This window comes from Mucilaginibacter sp. P2_D11, assembly GCF_056404435.1.
Genome location: NZ_JBFUEA010000034.1, coordinates 1 through 17,848 on the forward strand (window position 1 = coordinate 1; position 17,848 = coordinate 17,848).

The 17,848-nt window shown below is 47.4% G+C and carries 15 protein-coding genes and 1 rRNA gene; 11 read left to right on the plus strand and 5 right to left on the minus strand.

Features of this window, described 5'->3' with window-relative positions:
* Window positions 1-216, minus strand: a 216-nt coding sequence (locus tag AC1DXC_RS26960; protein WP_477462281.1) for a hypothetical protein, incomplete at its 3' end; no start/stop codon positions are given.
* A 343-nt stretch (window positions 217-559) separates the two neighbouring features.
* Between AC1DXC_RS26960 and AC1DXC_RS26965 the strand changes: the two genes are divergently transcribed.
* The 5 genes from AC1DXC_RS26965 to AC1DXC_RS26985 are packed head-to-tail and all read left to right on the plus strand — an operon-like array spanning window position 560 to window position 5,530.
* The gene (locus tag AC1DXC_RS26965) at window positions 560-1,027 is read left to right on the plus strand and encodes a (2Fe-2S)-binding protein (RefSeq protein WP_477462282.1); all 468 of its coding nucleotides are present in this window, start codon (window positions 560-562) and stop codon (window positions 1,025-1,027) included.
* Window positions 1,024-1,632: a hypothetical protein gene (locus AC1DXC_RS26970; RefSeq protein ID WP_477462283.1), complete on the plus strand. Its 609-nt coding sequence runs from the start codon at window positions 1,024-1,026 to the stop codon at window positions 1,630-1,632. The genes AC1DXC_RS26965 and AC1DXC_RS26970 overlap by 4 nt, the downstream gene beginning before the upstream one ends.
* Window positions 1,633-1,658: 26 nt before the next feature.
* A complete protein-coding gene (locus tag AC1DXC_RS26975) occupies window positions 1,659-3,815 on the plus strand; it encodes a xanthine dehydrogenase family protein molybdopterin-binding subunit (protein ID WP_477462285.1) in 2,157 nt (718 codons plus the stop codon).
* Between the two features lie 38 nt (window positions 3,816-3,853).
* Window positions 3,854-4,960: an XdhC family protein gene (locus AC1DXC_RS26980; protein ID WP_477462286.1), complete on the plus strand. Its 1,107-nt coding sequence runs from the start codon at window positions 3,854-3,856 to the stop codon at window positions 4,958-4,960.
* Window positions 4,961-5,530, plus strand: a complete 570-nt coding sequence (locus AC1DXC_RS26985; protein ID WP_477462287.1) for a nucleotidyltransferase family protein — start codon at window positions 4,961-4,963, stop codon at window positions 5,528-5,530.
* A 124-nt stretch (window positions 5,531-5,654) separates the two neighbouring features.
* Here AC1DXC_RS26985 and AC1DXC_RS26990 read toward each other — a convergent pair whose 3' ends face one another.
* Window positions 5,655-6,413 (minus strand): ThuA domain-containing protein, encoded by a 759-nt coding sequence (locus AC1DXC_RS26990; RefSeq protein ID WP_477462288.1) that lies wholly within the window; start codon window positions 6,411-6,413, stop codon window positions 5,655-5,657.
* A gap of 33 nt (window positions 6,414-6,446) precedes the next feature.
* The gene (locus AC1DXC_RS26995) at window positions 6,447-8,294 is read right to left on the minus strand and encodes a glycoside hydrolase family 9 protein (RefSeq protein ID WP_477462289.1); all 1,848 of its coding nucleotides are present in this window, start codon (window positions 8,292-8,294) and stop codon (window positions 6,447-6,449) included.
* A gap of 368 nt (window positions 8,295-8,662) precedes the next feature.
* On the opposite strand from AC1DXC_RS26995, the gene AC1DXC_RS27000 reads away from it, so the two are divergent.
* Window positions 8,663-9,841 (plus strand): DUF5009 domain-containing protein, encoded by a 1,179-nt coding sequence (locus tag AC1DXC_RS27000; RefSeq protein ID WP_477462290.1) that lies wholly within the window; start codon window positions 8,663-8,665, stop codon window positions 9,839-9,841.
* 159 nt (window positions 9,842-10,000) lie between these two features.
* Window positions 10,001-11,245, plus strand: coding sequence for a PAS domain-containing sensor histidine kinase (locus AC1DXC_RS27005; RefSeq protein WP_477462291.1), 1,245 nt, complete (start codon window positions 10,001-10,003; stop codon window positions 11,243-11,245).
* Between the two features lie 42 nt (window positions 11,246-11,287).
* Here the strand turns inward: AC1DXC_RS27005 and AC1DXC_RS27010 are convergent, their stop codons facing one another.
* Window positions 11,288-12,160 carry an AraC family transcriptional regulator gene (locus tag AC1DXC_RS27010; protein ID WP_477462292.1) on the minus strand — a complete coding sequence of 291 codons (873 nt, stop codon included), beginning with the start codon at window positions 12,158-12,160 and terminating at the stop codon, window positions 11,288-11,290.
* A 138-nt stretch (window positions 12,161-12,298) separates the two neighbouring features.
* Here AC1DXC_RS27010 and fucP point away from each other — a divergent pair, with 138 nt between their 5' ends.
* The 4 genes from fucP to AC1DXC_RS27030 are packed head-to-tail and all read left to right on the plus strand — an operon-like array spanning window position 12,299 to window position 17,258.
* Window positions 12,299-13,576 carry an L-fucose:H+ symporter permease gene (gene fucP, locus AC1DXC_RS27015; protein WP_477462293.1) on the plus strand — a complete coding sequence of 426 codons (1,278 nt, stop codon included), beginning with the start codon at window positions 12,299-12,301 and terminating at the stop codon, window positions 13,574-13,576.
* A gap of 46 nt (window positions 13,577-13,622) precedes the next feature.
* Entirely contained in the window at window positions 13,623-15,140 is a 1,518-nt protein-coding gene (locus AC1DXC_RS27020) for an alpha-L-fucosidase (protein WP_477462294.1), read from the plus strand.
* A gap of 5 nt (window positions 15,141-15,145) precedes the next feature.
* Window positions 15,146-16,186 (plus strand): aldo/keto reductase, encoded by a 1,041-nt coding sequence (locus tag AC1DXC_RS27025; protein ID WP_477462295.1) that lies wholly within the window; start codon window positions 15,146-15,148, stop codon window positions 16,184-16,186.
* Between the two features lie 55 nt (window positions 16,187-16,241).
* Window positions 16,242-17,258, plus strand: coding sequence for a zinc-binding alcohol dehydrogenase family protein (locus tag AC1DXC_RS27030; RefSeq protein WP_477462296.1), 1,017 nt, complete (start codon window positions 16,242-16,244; stop codon window positions 17,256-17,258).
* Between the two features lie 346 nt (window positions 17,259-17,604).
* On the opposite strand, the gene rrf is transcribed toward AC1DXC_RS27030, so the two are convergent.
* Window positions 17,605-17,716 (minus strand): 5S ribosomal RNA (gene rrf / locus AC1DXC_RS27035).
* Between the last annotated feature and the right edge of the window lie 132 nt (window positions 17,717-17,848).

The following is a 17,848-nucleotide window of genomic DNA, read 5'->3' on the forward strand; positions in this document are numbered from 1 at the left end:
CAATTCCTCCTTCAGTAACTTTATGTCGTCTGGTAAGGCTAACTCTTCCACTACCTCCGCTTTGATTACTGCCGGTTTTTTCTGCTTCCTTTGCTTTGACATCACCATCCGGTGGATTTGAGTTCGGGATATTCCATACTTCTTTGCTAAAGTACGATAACTTAAACCCCCTACATTATGGTCTTCAAGAATCAATGAGGCTACTTTCTCTTCCATATTTGTTTACTTAATGTGTAAACCTATTTCAGGTCGAGACATATTTCACATATTTTTTTCTTAAGTATTTAATATTAAGATATTTGTGAGCTTTATCTAAAGCACAGGGGTGTTCCAAAGCGTTCCACAAAAAACCACAACTATTTGATAATCAATGATAACTTAAAAATCAGTGTTCCACATTCAAAAGTGGAACACTTGCGGAGAAAAATTAAACAGCCTCGGTTCTTGTGAAATGTTATCGGAAAAACCTGCGGACATATTATCATCCAAAAAAAACAAAATGCTTGTAGATGTTTTATCAGAATAATTAGGCTAAATTTACTTTATCCAATTATCGCTTATGAATATAACTGTAAACGGGCAAAAACGAGAAGTAAACGTTGACCCCAATATGCCATTGCTGTGGGTTATCCGTGACATACTAGGCCTAACCGGTACTAAATTCGGCTGCGGCGCAGCACAATGCGGTGCCTGCACCGTGCATTTAAATGGCGAGGCCGTACGATCTTGCGTAACCAAGGTGAACCGGGCCGCCGGGCAGGAGATAGTCACCATAGAGGGCCTGTCTGCCTCCAACAATCATCCACTGCAGCTAGCCTGGAACGAACTAAGCGTACCGCAGTGCGGCTACTGCCAGTCGGGTCAGATCATGTCGGCCGCCGTGTTGCTGCGCGAGAACCCCCACCCTACAGATCAGGACATAGATGATGCCATGGCGGGCAATATCTGCCGCTGCGGCACTTATCAGCGCGTTAGGGCGGCTATCCACAAAGCAGCAGAAATGCCTATGGAGGGAGCCAAACTATGAAGAAGCTGGGCATCATTACTTGCATAGCTGTCATAGTTGCTGCCATTACCCTGTCGTTCAGGCCGCAACCGGCAAAAGAAATCATCTATAAAGCACCTGCTAAAGACAGCATAGGCTCGGTAAAGGCTTTCATGGCCGTTTACAAAGTGCTGATGAGTGCCCGTTGCATGAACTGCCACCCCGCAGGCAACGCACCCTTACAAGGCGACGATAGCCATATCCACACTATGAACGTAACGCGAGGCATCGACGGGAAGGGTATGTATGCTGCCCGCTGCAGCAATTGCCACCAGGCCGAGAATACCGCCGGCCTGCATATGCCTCCCGGCAATCCTAAATGGGGTTTGCCACCGGCAAATATGCGCATGGTTTTCCAGGGCCGCACGCCGCGCCAGTTGGCCCTGCAATTATTAGATACCAAACAGAACGGCGGGCGCAGCAAAGCCCAGCTGATAGACCATATGGCCAACGACGATTTAGTTGGCTGGGCCTGGCACCCCGGCGATGGCCGCAAACTACCGCCCCTAAGCCGGGCAGCATTTGCGGCGCAGGTGCGCCAATGGATAGCCAAGGGTGCCTATGCCCCATCGGCTAAAGCAAAATAAATATTCAAACCCAAACAGTAGCCATAATGGAAACTAAAGGAGTATCGAGAAGAGATTTTATACGGGCATCGGGCCTGGCAGGCACCGCGCTTTGCTTAGGCTTCTACTTCCCCGCCAACGCAAAAAAGGCACAGTTGGTTTCGGCAGGTGCAGCAGAGGCCACAGGCTTCGAGTTCAACGCCTGGATGCATATAGGTACGGATGGTAAGGTTACCTTAACGGATCATCGTGCCGAGATGGGCCAGGGATCCTACCAATCGGTTCCGCAGATCATCGCCGAAGAACTGGAAGTAGACCTTAAAGATATCGAAGTGGTATTCGCCAAAGGCGATCCCCATAAATACGGCAGTCAGATTACCGGCGGCAGCTCTACCATACGGGGATCCTACAAACGCCTGCTTACGTTGGGTGCCACCGCGCGCCAGATGCTTATTATGGCAGCCGCCGCCAAATGGAATGCCCCCGTTGCTGATTGCTATGCACAATCGGGCCAGGTTTTTCACCGGCCAACCGGCAAAAAGCTGAATTACGGTGAACTGGTTGCAGATGCATCGAAGCTTACGCCACCAAAGGATGTACCGCTTAAACCGATGGCTGATTACAAGCTGATACGCAAGCCGCTTAAAAAGCTGGATACGCCGATGAAAACCAATGGCGAAGCTATTTTCGGCCTGGATAAAAGGCTACCGGGCATGCTGTTCGCCAGCGTAGAGCGCAACCCCAGGCTGCGCGGCAAGCTCATTAGCTTCGATGATACCGCGGCCCGTAAAGTACCCGGCGTAAAACAGGTATTCAAGATACAGATGTTGGTTTTCAATACCACGCGGGATGGCGTAGCAGTGTTGGCCGATTCTACCTGGGCTGCCATGCAGGGGCGTAAAGCCCTTAAAGTGGTATGGGACGAAACAGGTTTCGAGCACGTCAATACGGCCGATATATACAAAAGCCACCAGGAATTGCTCAAGACAAAAGAGGGCCTTTCCTTCAAAAAACAGGGCAACCCAGATGCGGTACTGGCTAAACCCGGCAAAAAATTAGATGTAATTTATCAAACGCCCTATCAGGCTCACGCGGCCATGGAGCCTCTTAATTGCATTGCGCATTACCAAAGCGACAAGATAGAGATTTGGGGCCCGATTCAAGCGCCGGATTGGGTGCAGGGCGACATCAGCGATAAATTCAAGATGCCCAGGGAGAAGGTAGTTGTAAACATGACTTTCTTAGGCGGTGGCTTCGGGCGTAAGGCCTTCCTCGACTATACGCAGGAAGCCGTGGCCATCTCTAAGCAAGCAGGCGTGCCTGTACAGGTAATTTGGACCCGCGAAGACGACATTAAGCAAGGCCCATACCGTGCAGGTATATCCTACAGGGGCCAGGGTGCAATGGAAAACGGTGCGATTACTGCACTCAAATTCAAGATGGCCGGCCAAAACATCGACCATTGGAACGGACCCGGGCGCAGCAAACCAAACGGCAGCACTACCGAAGGATTCCTGAACCCTTATTTCGATAGCATCAAAGACATCAGTTTTGCCGATGTGCCTTACGAAATGCCGCTACCAAATATGTGGTGGCGTTCGGTATATGCTTCCACCAACGGCTTCGCATACGAAAGTTTCATCAACGAGATGGCCCTGCTAGCCGGAAAAGACCAGCTTAGCTTCCGCAGGGAATACCTTAAGGACGAACGCTGCCAGCGGCTGATAGACCGCATGGAAGAAGTATCTGGCTGGAAGGCGCGGAAAAAGAACGAGGGCTATGGCGTAGCCATTACCGAATGCTTTGAAACCACCGTGGGCCAGGTGGTGAAGGTATCGCGCAATGCGGCTGGCAAAATCAAGATAGACAAAGTTTGGGCCGTGATGGACTGCGGCTGGTACGTTAACCCTGATATCATCAGGGCGCAGGTAGAAGGCTCGGTGCTGATGGCTTTGGGCGCTGCCACCATACACGAAATTACTTTCAAAAACGGCTTGGTAGAACAAAATAACTTTTACGATTACCTGATGCCGCGCATAACAGATATGCCGACTGTAGAAGTACACATTATGGAAAATACGGCAGATGCCGGCGGCGTAGGCGAACCGGGCCTCCCCCCTTTCGCCCCTGCCCTTACTGATGCCATCTTTGACCTTACGGGCAAACGCATCCGTAAACTGCCGTTTAACATGAACGTCGTATAAAGCAAAAAACCGGATAGCCTGCGGGCCATAGGTTAAACATGAAAGAAATCAACGACATCGTGGCGGCGTATGACGACGCCGTAAAACTTGGAATTAAAACCGCGCTGGCTACCGTGGTACTGGTAGAAGGTTCGGCCTATCGCCGCGCGGGTGCCAGGATGCTGATTACTGAAGACGGGCAACTGACCGGCGCCATAAGCGGCGGCTGCCTGGAAGGCGATGCCCTGCGCAAAGCCCGCATGGTAATTATGCAGCAACAACCCTTGCTTGTTACTTACGATACTATGGACGATGACGATGCCAAACTGGGCGTTGGCCTTGGCTGCAACGGCATCATCCACATCCTCATAGAGCCTATCAGGCATGAACACTCTAACCCAATTGCCTTATTAAAAACCGTAATTGCTTCGCGCAGCCATGCTGTGCTGGTTACGCTGTTTTCCCTCCAAAATCGAAAGGCCGCCCAACCCGGCTCTTGCCTGTGTCTTACAGCGCAGGGCATCATACGCAACGGGGCAACAACGCCTTATGATAGCCTTTTGCTTGGCTATGCAATGGAGGCATTGGACGGCCAACGCTCGGCGGTGAAGGATTATGAGGAATATACCGCATTCGTAGAATGCGTAAAGCCGTCGGTTTCGCTGGTAATTATTGGTGCGGGGAACGATGTCATTCCGCTTACTCAAATGGCCACAGTGCTGGGTTGGGAGGTTACGGTTGTGGATGGCAGGCCAAATTACGCTACTGCAGAACGTTTTCCGCGCGTGGGTAAAATACTGATTGCAAAAGCCGATGAAGTACTAAATAAGCTTGACAGAAGCGCGCAAACGGCCTTCGTATTGATGACGCATAACTATAATTACGAAATAGCATTCCTGAAAACGCTTTTGCCGATGCAACCGCCCTACATAGGCATTCTAGGCCCCCGGAAAAAACTGGAACGCATGCTGGACGAACTGGAAGCCGGCGGAACCGAAATAAGCGCGGGCAATATGGATGCGATACACGGCCCCGTGGGACTTGATATCGGTTCTGAAACGGCCGAAGAAATCGCTTTAGCCATTCTTGCCGAAATAAAGGCTGTATCCGCTCAACGCAACGGCAGATCATTGAAGTATAAAACAACCATTATCCACAGCCTGTAAATGACAGCGGCAATTATCCTTGCGGCCGGCGCATCAAGCAGGCTGGGCCAACCCAAGCAGAACCTGTTGCACAATGGCCAAACCCTGCTGCAACATGCAGTCGACTGCGCGCAGCAATCAAAATGCGGGCAAATAGTGGTAGTGCTCGGCGCAAATACCGACCAAATAAAGCCAATTGACGGCACCACGACGCTTTATAATAACCATTGGCAGGAAGGTATGGCCTCCTCTATCCGGCTTGCGATCACCGAGGTAAATAAATACGCATCCCTCGAAAATGCAATCATCTTACTATGCGACCAGCCTTTCATAAGCCCTGGATTGCTGGACAACCTGATTGATAAACATGGCGAAACCGGCATGCCCATTGTTGCCTGCACCTACGGCGATACTACTGGGCCTCCGGCATTGTTCCACCACTCCTTATTTTCAAAGCTCCTTTTGCTACAAGGCCACGAAGGCGCAAAAAAAATACTCCTGACCCATGCAGATGATACCGCCACCGTGTTATTTGAAAAGGGAAGCATTGATATAGATACGATTGACGATTACGAAAATCTGATAAAGTAGGGCCCGGAAACGAACCAAACCCGGAAATTTATTTGAAGTGTGCGTTCCGATGACGTGGTGTTGCTAACGGAAGCAGGAGGCAGATGAGCATTAATCTATTAAGCATTGTGATAAGGTTTAGGGGTTAATTTTTATTAGCGGCCCAGAATATAGCGTTGCTGAAAAGTTTCTTATAGTTCGCATCATCGAACAATACCGGCGAGTGGCCCATGAAAATATAGACGTTGCGGGCTTTGTAAGCGGGGTTGATCCACACTACGGGGTGGTCGCCCATTTTTACGTCGCCGTTTGGTATATAGCTGCTTTCATCAACTGATGCCAGCACGTGCACATTCGACCTGGGGCTTTTATCGTAGGTGTACCACTCTTCTTTTTGCACCCAAAACAATGATGGTATGCCCTTCATTACCGGGTGTGCCTTATCTTCCACATTCACAGTCCCTTTTGCAAAGACAGGGATATAGTTTTTAAACTTTATCTGCCCCATAAACTGATAGAACCAGGGCCACAGCGGGTAGCCATCAAACTCGCCCAGCAGCGTGGCATGGTGGAAACCTATCCAGCCTCCCCTGCCCTCGTTGATATACTGCTCAAAGGCCTTCACGGCTTTATCTTTCCAGGCATACGGCGGGAAATCCAGTTGGATAAATAACTGGTATTTGCTTAAAAAGGCACTGTCGATATTATCGGTATTCTGTATATAGTCTACCGTAAAGTTGCTGTCAGCGGCAAGTTTATCCAGCCATAGCTTTGCTGCCTTGGAGTATTCGAGGTGGTGCCCGCCATTTTCGTACAGGGCTATAACTTTAAAGCGCGGCGTTTTTTGCGCGTTACACGCAAATGCGAAAAGGCAGAACAGGCTTATGACGACTGATTTTTTCATAGAGGTTTTATAATAGTCATTGGTGTTCGATAGTTATGGTGTGGCTACGGCTAAAAGGTACCAGGCGGCATGCGGCAACCACTGCTCTGCCCAGCGCCAGTCGGAGTCTTTACCCGATACTGCGTATGGGATATTAAAATCGATATCGTGCTCGTCCTCAAAGCCCGACGTAATACCATTGACAATGCCGCCCGGCGCGTTGGTGTACTCGAACGTACCGAAAAAGCCATAGGCTGGGTTATTATGGCCGGTGCCTTGCAGCATGCTGGCATCAAACGGATTAAGCCCGAGTATCCAGTTCAGCTGGTCGAGCGCGAAGCTTTGCAGCTGGTCGTGAAATGGCTTATCATCCTTAAACAAAGCTGCGGCCATTTTTGCGGCTGTGGCTATTGAACCCAACCGGGCATTCTCGCCCTGCCACCATGGCGATGCATCGCTGCCATGCGGAAAAAAGAATGTGCTGCGGCGGTTACCCAGGGTATCCTGCACCAACTGGCGACTGTATCCAAAAGGATTGTTTACCTCGTGCGTAATACCCAGTTCAAATTGCAAGGATGCCTTTACGGCCGCCTTTATTTTTTGCTGCATCGCTTCACTTGCAAGTGGACAGAATTCCAGCAGGCTCACAACAGGCATCCCGGCATCCGAGGGGTGGAAATACGGCCTGTCCTTATCATCGGCGCGCCAGTAATTTTTGTATTGAGCCCATGCGGCAAGCCTGGCAATGAGGTTATCGGCACGTTGCGCTGCCGCTGTTTTGTAAACATCTTTATGGGTTGCTTTGTATAATTCGGTAGCGGCGGCTAAGGCACAATAATCGTCGAGGATATTTTCTTTGCCATCGTAATCAATAGTTGCGTTTTGTTTTTCGAGGAAGGCGAAAGCATTTTCCGCAGCTTGTAAATAATCGGCATTGCTAAACTCTCCGGATGTAGGGTAAGCAGATGCCATCGCCAGCGAGGCAATGGCCAAGCCACCACCTGAACGATAACTTGCCAAATAGCTTCGCAGGCTCTTTTGTTCAATAGTTTTGGTGAACGACTGGCTCTTGTTCACCTTGATGCGATAACTACCTTCATCTGGCTGTACTACCCTGTCTTTCGGCAATTTGCCCGGCCCCGGCGCACCAACCGAGCGATAGAACGAGCCATCTTTCACCTGTATCCTCACCAGGTAATCGGCACCGTACATGGCCTCATCCAAAATACGGCGATTGAATTGGCGATAATCTGTACCCGTGCGGGCACTTAATAACTCGTAGGTTTTGAACAGGCTCCAGTCGGTAAGTGATATCTGCTGCGGATTGAAATAAACCGAGAACGAGAGGTGCGAAAGATGCTTGCCATAATCGCCCGTGGCATCGTACCAGCCGCCGTGGGCATCGATGGTATCTTTCCCCTTACCCGACAAGGTCAACGTACGGTCGGCCTTATCCAACAAGCCAGAACTGCGCTGCCCTTTAAAATAATATACCACTTCTGATATGGTTTTCTGCTCCAGCAGGTTTTTACCAATGGCGAACGGGAAGGAGCTCACCGTTTTTTGCGGCAGGGTAACCACAAGTTTATAATTGCCAATTGTGTTAAAGCTGCTGAAATCGACAGTGTAAAATTGCCAGTGTTTCCATTTATCTACCGGGCCGCTGTAATTCGCTTTGCAGGTAAAAACTACCTTACCGCTTTCTGCATCTATTAATTTAACGCTGCTCACTACAATTTTACTTTCGGCAACCAATATGGCGTGCTTAGGTTTGTCGAATTCGTATCCTACATGGTTAGTAACCACTTTAACCTGTTGCGCAATTGCACAAACCGGCAGCGCCAGCAATATGGCCAGCACACATTGTTTCAGCAAGGAAACGCATCTTGTTCTTTTCATCATAATATAGTGTGTTGCCAGCCGGTTATTAGCGCTATCCAAAGTTAGGAGATAAAGTCTCGCACAAATAATTTTATGCCACTACTATACTGCTACCAATAATAAATACTTAGATTTATTAGCCAATTTTTCCTGACCGGTGATAAGTCCTTTTTAAATGATTCGCAACTCAAATAGCTATCAAATAACAACATAAATATAGGGCTTATAAAGCTTTAATAACATTATGCATACAACACGGAAATTCCTGATCGCAACACATGGCAAACTGGCGGGAGGTGTAAAGTCATCGCTGGATATTATTACCGATTACGCCAAAGAACGCGGTTACAACTGGTAATTATAAACGAGCCTATACCCAGATAATCAAAATGTCGCAATTACCAAAACGCCTTTTATCCATCGATGTGCTGCGCGCCGTCACCATGTTTTTAATGATATTCGTTAACGATGTTGGCGGCGTAAAAAACATCCCCGAATGGATAGATCATGCCAAAGCCAGCGAAGATGCATTGGGCTTCGCCGATATTATATTCCCTGCCTTTTTGGTCATTGTTGGGTTGTCGCTGCCTTTCGCCATCAACAACCGCATCAAAAAAGGGGATAATGCCCGCCAGGTGCTCTTCTACATACTCACCCGCAGCGCGGCATTGCTGATTATGGGGTTCTTTCACGTCAACCTCGAATCGTATGACGAAGCTACAGCACCGATAGTACAAGCCGCCTGGGCGCTTATCATTACGGTAGCTTTCTTTTTAATATGGCTGGATTACCCGAAGAATTCTTCAAAAATCTTTAAAAATCTAATGATTTCTGCCGGTGTTGTTTTGTTGCTGATAATGGCCATTATCTACAAAGGCTGCGACGATGATGAAATTGCGCATGGCGTGCGCCCGGGCTGGTGGGGCATACTGGGCATCATTGGCTGGGCCTACCTGGTTTGCGCCATATTATACTACCTGTTAAAAGGGAAGCTGGCGTACCTTATTGCCTGCTGGGTGGCGTTTGTGGCCCTCAACATCGTTTGCCATAGCATCATGCCCAAAGGCAAGGTTTGGCTCATCGGCGATGGCGCATCGGTAGCACTGGTGATGACGGGTATCGTCATCTCCGGTATATACGCCCGTTTGGTAGAACTGGGAAAAACGCAGTTGCTATGGGCCACTTTCAGCGCAATCGGTGTATTGCTGTTGTTAGCGGGGTTGGTTATCAGGCCCTACGCGGGGGGTATCTCCAAAATACATGCTACGCCGGCATGGGTATTCATCTGCGCCGGTATCACCATACTAGTTTTCGAACTGCTGATTTACCTGGTTGATGTGCGCGGCAACAAAAACCTTTTCAGCTGGATACGCCCCGCCGGTACCAGCACCCTCACCTGTTACCTCATGCCCTACTTCCAGGTGTTTTTGCTGAAACTGTTCCTGATAAAATACCCACTGTTTATCAATACCGGCGCAGTGGGCATTCTGCGATCGCTGGCTACATCTTTTATACTGATACTGCTGGTCGGCCTGATGGAAAAGAAAAACCTCCGCCTGAAAATTTAACCTGATTAATCCCGACTACGATGAATGGTCGGTAACGCAAAAGTGCTACTATGTGATGAAAAAGGACATGGCGGGCGTAATGTTTTGGGAATACTCCGACGACAAAAAGGAATACCTGATAAACGCCGTAAATAAAGTATTGAGGTAAGACCAGCATCAGTGCCACTGCGTGCCGGGCCGGATGGCATGTATACGGGAAGGGTTGAAACGAAAGATTGTCTTAATAATATAACCATTATTTCTTCTGCACCTAATCACTTTAAAATACCGTATTTTTGGCCTGATTTGGATATGAGCAGTATGATGAATGAACTTTCTGAGAACCAACCGGCAACTGATCCTGACAAGCCATTTTTGACTCTTGATGTTGCGCAAATGGCACTCGATTCCGCCAACGTCGGAATTTGGATAATGGATGCTGTAACCAGTAAATTCCTTCCCTCTAACCGTACCAAGGTTTTATTCGGCTGTTCGCCGGAAGAAGAAATGTCGTTCGATGATGCCTTGTTAAATGTGGTAGAAAAGCATCGCCGAAGCGTTCGGGCAGCAGTAGACAGTGCCATTAAACAGCATACCAATCTATACCTGGAATGTCCGGTTATCTTGCCGTCTGAGAAAAAAACTCATTGGTTGAGTATTACCGGCGGTTTCAGTACATCCGATATTAACAACACCTATTTCTCTGGTATTGTAATTGACATTACCGAACAAAAGCAAAACGATTTGCGGCGTAGCAAATTTATCGGCATCGTTAGCCATGAACTTAAAACTCCGCTGACGGCTTTAAAAGCCTATGTGCAAATGCTAAATAACTGGGCGAAGAAACAAAAGGATAGTTTTTCAATTGGTGCGCTTTCAAAGGTGGAAAAACAGGTGAGGAAAATGCTCAATATGATTAACAGCCTCCTCAACTTATCCGGTGCCGAAGCAGGGAAGATCCACCTCACGAAACAAACATTCAGCTTGAATGAATTACTCAGTGAAGTGATGGAGGAAACGCTTTTCATCACCGCTACCCACCCGATTATTATGGCACCTTGCGAAACAATCCTTATTAATGCCGACCGTGATAAAATAGAACAGGTATTTGTTAATTTGCTGAGCAATGCCGCTAAATACTCAAGCACCGGCATGCCAACTGAAATAGGTTGCGACCTGGACGAAAGTAAAGTTACGGTTAGCATACGTGACCAGGGCATGGGCATATCTCCGGAAAATATTGAAAAACTTTTTCTCCCTCATTATCGGGTAGAAAGTAAGGAAACAGAAAAAATAGATGGTTTTGGCATTGGGCTTTACCTGTGCTCTGAAATCATTAATCGTCATAAGGGCAAAATTTGGGTAGATAGTGAAATAGGGAAAGGCAGCGCGTTTAATTTCACCTTGCCAATCCAAAAATCTTAAGCCATCTATTTAAGACTTTGCGGCAGTGCTTTCTCCACTCGCTTAACAATTCACATCAAATTGCTGAGCGTATAACAGCGGCGTTTTCCCGGTTGTCTCTTTAAAAATCTTATGAAAACAGGAAAAATTCCGATAGCCGCATTCGTAGCATATTTGTTTCACCGACAACTTATTCTCGAGCAATAATTTGCAGGCATACCCAATTCGGATGTCTGTCAAAAAGTCGAAATAGCTTTTACCGGTATAATGCTTAAAATACCTGCAAAAAGAATTCGGGGTCATTCCGGCAATTTCGGCAACCTCGGATAACAGGATTTTTAGCTGAAAATTCTTGAGTGTGTAGTTATAAATGGCATTGATCCGTTTATTTTCAGATTCAGGGAACTCATACTTGTAACCGATGGATGAAAGTTCGGTAACCTGGCTTGATGAGGCCATAAAACACAAGCATTCGATAAGAGCGATTATTTTATACAAACCATCCTTTTGGTGAACTTTTTCAATTAGCGCGGCGGCTTGTTCCGAATCGGTACCGCTGATAACCACCCCACGGCGCGCTCTTTCCAGGAAATTTTTTACCGGCCTGGCTTCGGGCAAATGCAGGAATCGCTCTCCTATAAAATTTTCAAAAAAATGGATAACGGTAGAATAGGGTTCTTCAACGCCGGGTTCGTTTAAGTCATAATTTTCAAATTTCCAAAAGTGAGGCAAATTACTGCCCACCAGCACAATATCCCCCGGCCCAAATTGTTTGATGTTATCGCCAATGAACTGTGTGCCCTGCCCCTTGTGGAAATAGATCAGTTCCACTTCCGTATGATAATGCCACCTGTTGTTGATATTAGGCTTCATTTCCTTTCGCACGCCAAAAGAGTGGTCGGGTTCATAAGGTACCTTAAGTAATTGTGGCTTCATTTCAATAAATATTCCTAAAAATAGCAATTAGAATGAATAGAAGATAAAATACCTTAATAACCGGATAATTTTTTTTCTCCATAGATCTTTAAACGCGCTTTCTTTGGACAACCAATTGTAACATCATTCCTGGATTTTATGACACAGAAAGCGCAAAGCACCTTGTTCCCGGTAATTCTAATAACTTCGTTATTTTTTTTGTGGGGTTTTGCCCATAATCTCGACCCTATACTAATACCGCATTTAAAACGGTCGTTTACACTTTCAACCGTACAGGCCACACTGGTAGATTCTGCCGTATTCATCGCTTATTTTATTATGGCGTTGCCCGCCGGCTATATCATGAAAAAGTTTGGCTATAAAACCGGTATTATAACCGGCCTGCTGTTTTTTGCTTTGGGCTGCTTTCTTTTTATCCCGGCGGCCAACACGCAGGAATATGCCCCGTTTTTAGGTGCGTTATTTGTTATTGCCTGCGGCTTAACCATACTGGAGACTGCCGCCAATCCTTATATCACCGTTCTGGGCGACCCGAAAAACGCTACCTTCCGATTAAATTTTGCGCAGTCGTTTAATGGGCTCGCTGCTACGCTTGCCCCTATTATTGGTGCGCGACTTATTCTAAACAAAGGCAATACGCCCGCCCAATTAGATGCAATGGGCGCAAGTGCACGTAAAATAGCGCTTGCAGCCGAAGCATCAACCGTAAAAATGCCTTATTTGGTTTTAGGTGCCATCCTGGTGCTTATTGCTATTGTCTTTTCGTTCACTAAACTCCCTAAAATCCAAAATAACGACGGGCCTGCCGCGAGTAAAAATATCCTCCATGCACTTAAACACAGGCATTTATCGTGGGGAGTAGCCGCGCAATTTTTTTATGTAGGCGCGCAGGTATCAGTATTTAGCCTTTTTATTTTATACGCAACACGCGCCGCAAAATTATCGGATATAGAAGCGGCCGATTACCTTGGCATATGCGGTGGCGCGTTCCTTGCCGGGCGATTTGTGGGCACGGCGCTAATGAAGTTTTTTAAATCAGAAAACTTGCTCGCCATCTACGCCATCATCAATATCGCGCTTTGTTTGGTAGCCGTTTTTGCTCATGGCATTATCACGGTTTACACCGTAATCGGTATTTGCTTTTTCATGTCTATTATGTTCCCTACCATATTTGCGCTGGGCATTAAAGATCTGAAAAGCGATACTGAATTCGGCAGCAGTCTCATTATTATGTCAATCGTCGGCGGAGCGATCATCCCCCGCATATTCGGCTACGTTAGTGATACTACAGGCAATATCCAGGAGGCCTATTATGTGCCGCTGGTATGTTTCATCGTAATTGCCTTGTTTGGCCTAAGGGGTCATCGCGTGAGCAAGCTCACACCAACCGAATTACCCGTTTCCCCGGTTCTTTAATACCTCCATTTAAATTGATCTTAATTAAAAATCAAGCCAATAAACTATGAGAAAAAAACTAACATTAACCTGCTTAACCGTAACGGCACTGGCAATGAGCGTATCGGTTGTTTGCGCCCAGGATCTGCCAATAAATAGTGGGCCTTTTAAACCTACGGATGCGTCATTAAAAGAATATAAATACCCGGAGTGGTTTAGGGATGCCAAATTCGGTATTTGGGCACACTGGGGGCCGCAGGCTGTTCCGCGCCAGGGCGATTGGTACGCCCGCAATATGTACGTGGAGAACAGCAGGCAAAACAAATATCATGTAGCACATTACGGCAGCCCTTCAAAATTCGGGTACAAGGATATTATCCCATTATGGAGAGCCGAAAAATGGAGCCCCGAAAAACTGATGGCGCTGTACAAACGGGCGGGCGCAAAATACTTTGTGAGCATGGCCAGCCATCACGATAATTTCTTTTTATGGAACTCAAAGATCCATAAATGGAATGCAGTTAATATGGGGCCGCATAAAGATGTGGTTGGCCTTTGGCAAAAAGCCGCAAAAAAACAGGGCCTTAGGTTTGGCGTATCAGAACATTTGGCGGCCAGCTATACCTGGTACCAGCCTGCACACGGTGCCGACACCGCCGGGCAATATAAAGGGATACCTTATGATGGCGCCGACCCGCAATATGCCGATCTTTACCACACCAAGGCCGCAGCCGGCGATAACGGATGGCTTACTACCAATCCTGAATACATGAAACAATGGTATGCAGAAATTAAAGAACTGGTGGACACCTATCACCCCGACCTGCTGTATTCTGATAGTAAATTACCTTTCGATGTGGTGGGCCGCAGCATGCTGGCAAATTATTACAATGGGGATATTGACCACAACGGCGGCAAACTGACGGCAGTTTACAATTGTAAAGAAGCATCTGACGGAAAATGGGCGCAGGATGTAGAGCGCGGAGTGCTCGATTCTATAAGCACTTACCCATGGCAAACAGACACCTCCATAGGCGACTGGTTTTACCAAACCGGGCAAAAATACCGCACAGGTACAGAAGTAATACAAATGCTGCTGGATATCGTAAGCAAGAACGGAAACCTGCTGATAAACGTTGTGCAAACACCCGAAGGCGACCTGGAGCCCGATGTGCTGGCTATTGTAGAGCAGATTGCAGACTGGATACCGGCGAACGGCGAAGGCATTTATGGTACCCGCCCCTGGAAAATTTACGGCGAGGGCCCTTCAACCGTCAAAACAAACCAGAAAAAAGGCCAGTTTGGCGGCTTAAGCGATGTTAATGCTTATCAGCCAACCGATATCCGCTTTACCACCAAAGGCAACAACCTATATGCGTTCTGCATGGATACTCCTACGGGAGATATTCGAATTACCTCGCTTGGAAAAAATTCAAAAGTAAATGACAAGGCCATTAAGTCGGTAAAGCTTTTAGGCAATACGCAAAAACTACAATGGAAACAGGAGGGTGATGCGCTCGTTATCACAAAACCTGCCAATATGCCTGCCTGGACCGTATTGGGCTTAAAAATAGAACTAAATTAAAAAGAATGACAGGCATTAACCTACCTGAGGTAATTTTTGGCACCAGCGGCCTGGGTAATTTATATGTTGCTTTGCCGGATAGCGTTAAACTTGCTATCGTAAAAGAATGCATTGCCTCCTCTGCAAAGCCGGTTGTTTTTGACACCGCCGGAAAATATGGGGCCGGCCTTTCGCTTGAATGCATCGGAAACTGCCTGAAACAAACAGGTGTTGCACCCGAAGATGTACTCATCAGCAATAAACTGGGCTGGTTGCGCACTGAGTTGAGAACCGAAGAACCAACTTTTGAACCCGGCGTTTGGAAAGGGCTTCAATACGACGCCGTACAAAGCATCAGCTACGATGGGATATTGCAATGTTACGAACAAGGCAACCACCTCTTAAACGGGTATAAAGCCTCGCTTGTATCTGTGCACGATCCTGATGAGTACCTGCTGGCCGCAGATAGTGACGGCGACCGTGACAAACGTTACCAGGATATACTGGAGGCTTACCGCGCACTGGCGGATTTAAAGCAAAAAGGCGAAGTAAAAGCGATAGGCGTTGGCGCAAAAGATTGGAAAATTATTCAAAGAATAACAAATGACGTAGGGCTGGACTGGGTGATGATTGCTAACAGTATGACCATCCACAGCCATCCGCCAGAACTGATACGCTTTATGAAAGAGCTGGAAGCCAGGGGTATAATCATCATTAACTCCGCTGTTTTTAACGCGGGATTTTTAACCGGCGGCGGGTTTTATAATTACCGGCCCGTAGACCCGCAGACTGATGAGGGTAGACGTTTGATTGCCTGGCGGGATAGTTTTGACGCCATTTGCCGTGAGTTTGGCGTTATGCCTGCTGTTGCCTGTGTGCAGTTTGCTTTGAGTGCTCCCGGAGTTACGAGTGTTGCATTAAACACTACCAATCCGGCACGGGTTAAGAACAATGTGGCCATGGCCACTTCGGTTATCCCTGTCGAGTTTTGGCGCAAACTGAGCATCGAAGGTTTGATAAGTGCTGATTACCTGCCCTTCATCATCAATAGGGTTTATCAACAGTAACATTCACCGGACACTCAAAAATTGGTAATATGAACAAATTATTTAACCAGTGTAAATGAAAATATTAACGTGTATTAAGCCCGGGCATTTAGAATACGGCGTTGCGGATCTACCTGTGCTGCAACCGGGCAATGCCCTGCTGAAAATTAAAAGGGTAGGCATTTGCGGGACCGACCTGCACGCCTTCGAAGGTACGCAACCCTACTTTAGCTACCCGCGTATTTTGGGCCACGAGTTAGCTGGCGAATTGATAGATACAGGCGGAGCGGAAGGTTTCGAAAAAGGCGAAGCAGTTACCTTTATCCCTTACTACAACTGCGGGCACTGCATAGCCTGCCGTTCGCAAAAGCCAAACTGTTGTACCAGCATACAGGTTTGCGGTGTGCATACCGATGGCGGCATGGCCGAATATATGCAGGTGCCTACGCGTTTACTTGTTAAAGGCGAAGGATTGGGTTTTGATGAGCTGGCGCTGATAGAACCTTTAGCCATAGGTGCACACGGAGTGAGGAGGGCTGATGTTAAACAAGGCGAATATGTGCTTGTTGTTGGTGCCGGCCCAATAGGGTTGGGAATTATGGAATTTGCGCGCATGGCCGGTGGCCGCGTAATTGCTGCCGATGTGAACGGGCAGCGTTTATCATTTTGCCGTGAAAAGCTAAATGTAGACTTTACCATTAACGTGCAAACAGAAGATATCGCCGGTTGCTTAAACGAAATTACCGGTGGCGATATGCCCACCGTTGTGATAGATGCAACCGGCAGTCAAAAGGCCATTAACAACGGATTTAATTATTTGGCGCATGGCGGGCGATACGTTTTGGTTGGGCTGCAAAAAGGCGATCTTATCGTTAGTCACCCCGAATTTCATAAACGGGAAGCCACGCTGATGAGCAGTCGTAATGCAACCCGCGAAGATTTTGAACAAGTAATACAAGCCATTAAAAACGGCTGGATAAAACCAGAAACCTACATTACCAACCGCGTTGCTTTTGATGAAGTGAGCGATAAATTCGAGAGCTGGCTTAACCCGGCAAACGGTGTGATAAAAGCAATGGTAACAATTGAATAGAATTGCTACCGATGATAATATAACTACATCCAACAATAAAAGTGGTGACACGATTTTGACACCATGCGCAAATTTGGAAACTCCTGATTATGAGGGGTATGGTAGTGTTCACGGTGTTCACGCTGCGCAGCGTGAACGCTTTGGGGGGATGGGCAGGCAAATAGTCTATAAATAAAGAAACCCCCAAGCTTGCGCAAGGGGGGGGTAACTTTAAGATTTGGCACCGACCTACTTATGTCCCGGCTATCCGGGGCTCCCATCCGCTAGCCAGCGGACAGTACTATCGGCTTTGTTGGGCTATAAATAAAGAAACCCCCAAGCTTACGCAAGGGGGTTTAACTTTAAGATTTGGCACCGACCTACTCTCCCACATTTTACTGCAGTACCATCGGCTCTGGCGGGCTTAACTTCTCTGTTCGGAATGGGAAGAGGTGGACACCGCCGATATAGGCACCTGAATTTCTTCAGATTGGTCACCAGGTCATTGGGTCATTGAGTCATTGTTAACTCGTTCGACACCAGGACAGGTGACTTTTCTATATTTTATATTGTTTATTCATTCATCAGTGTGCAAAGAATGACTCAATGAC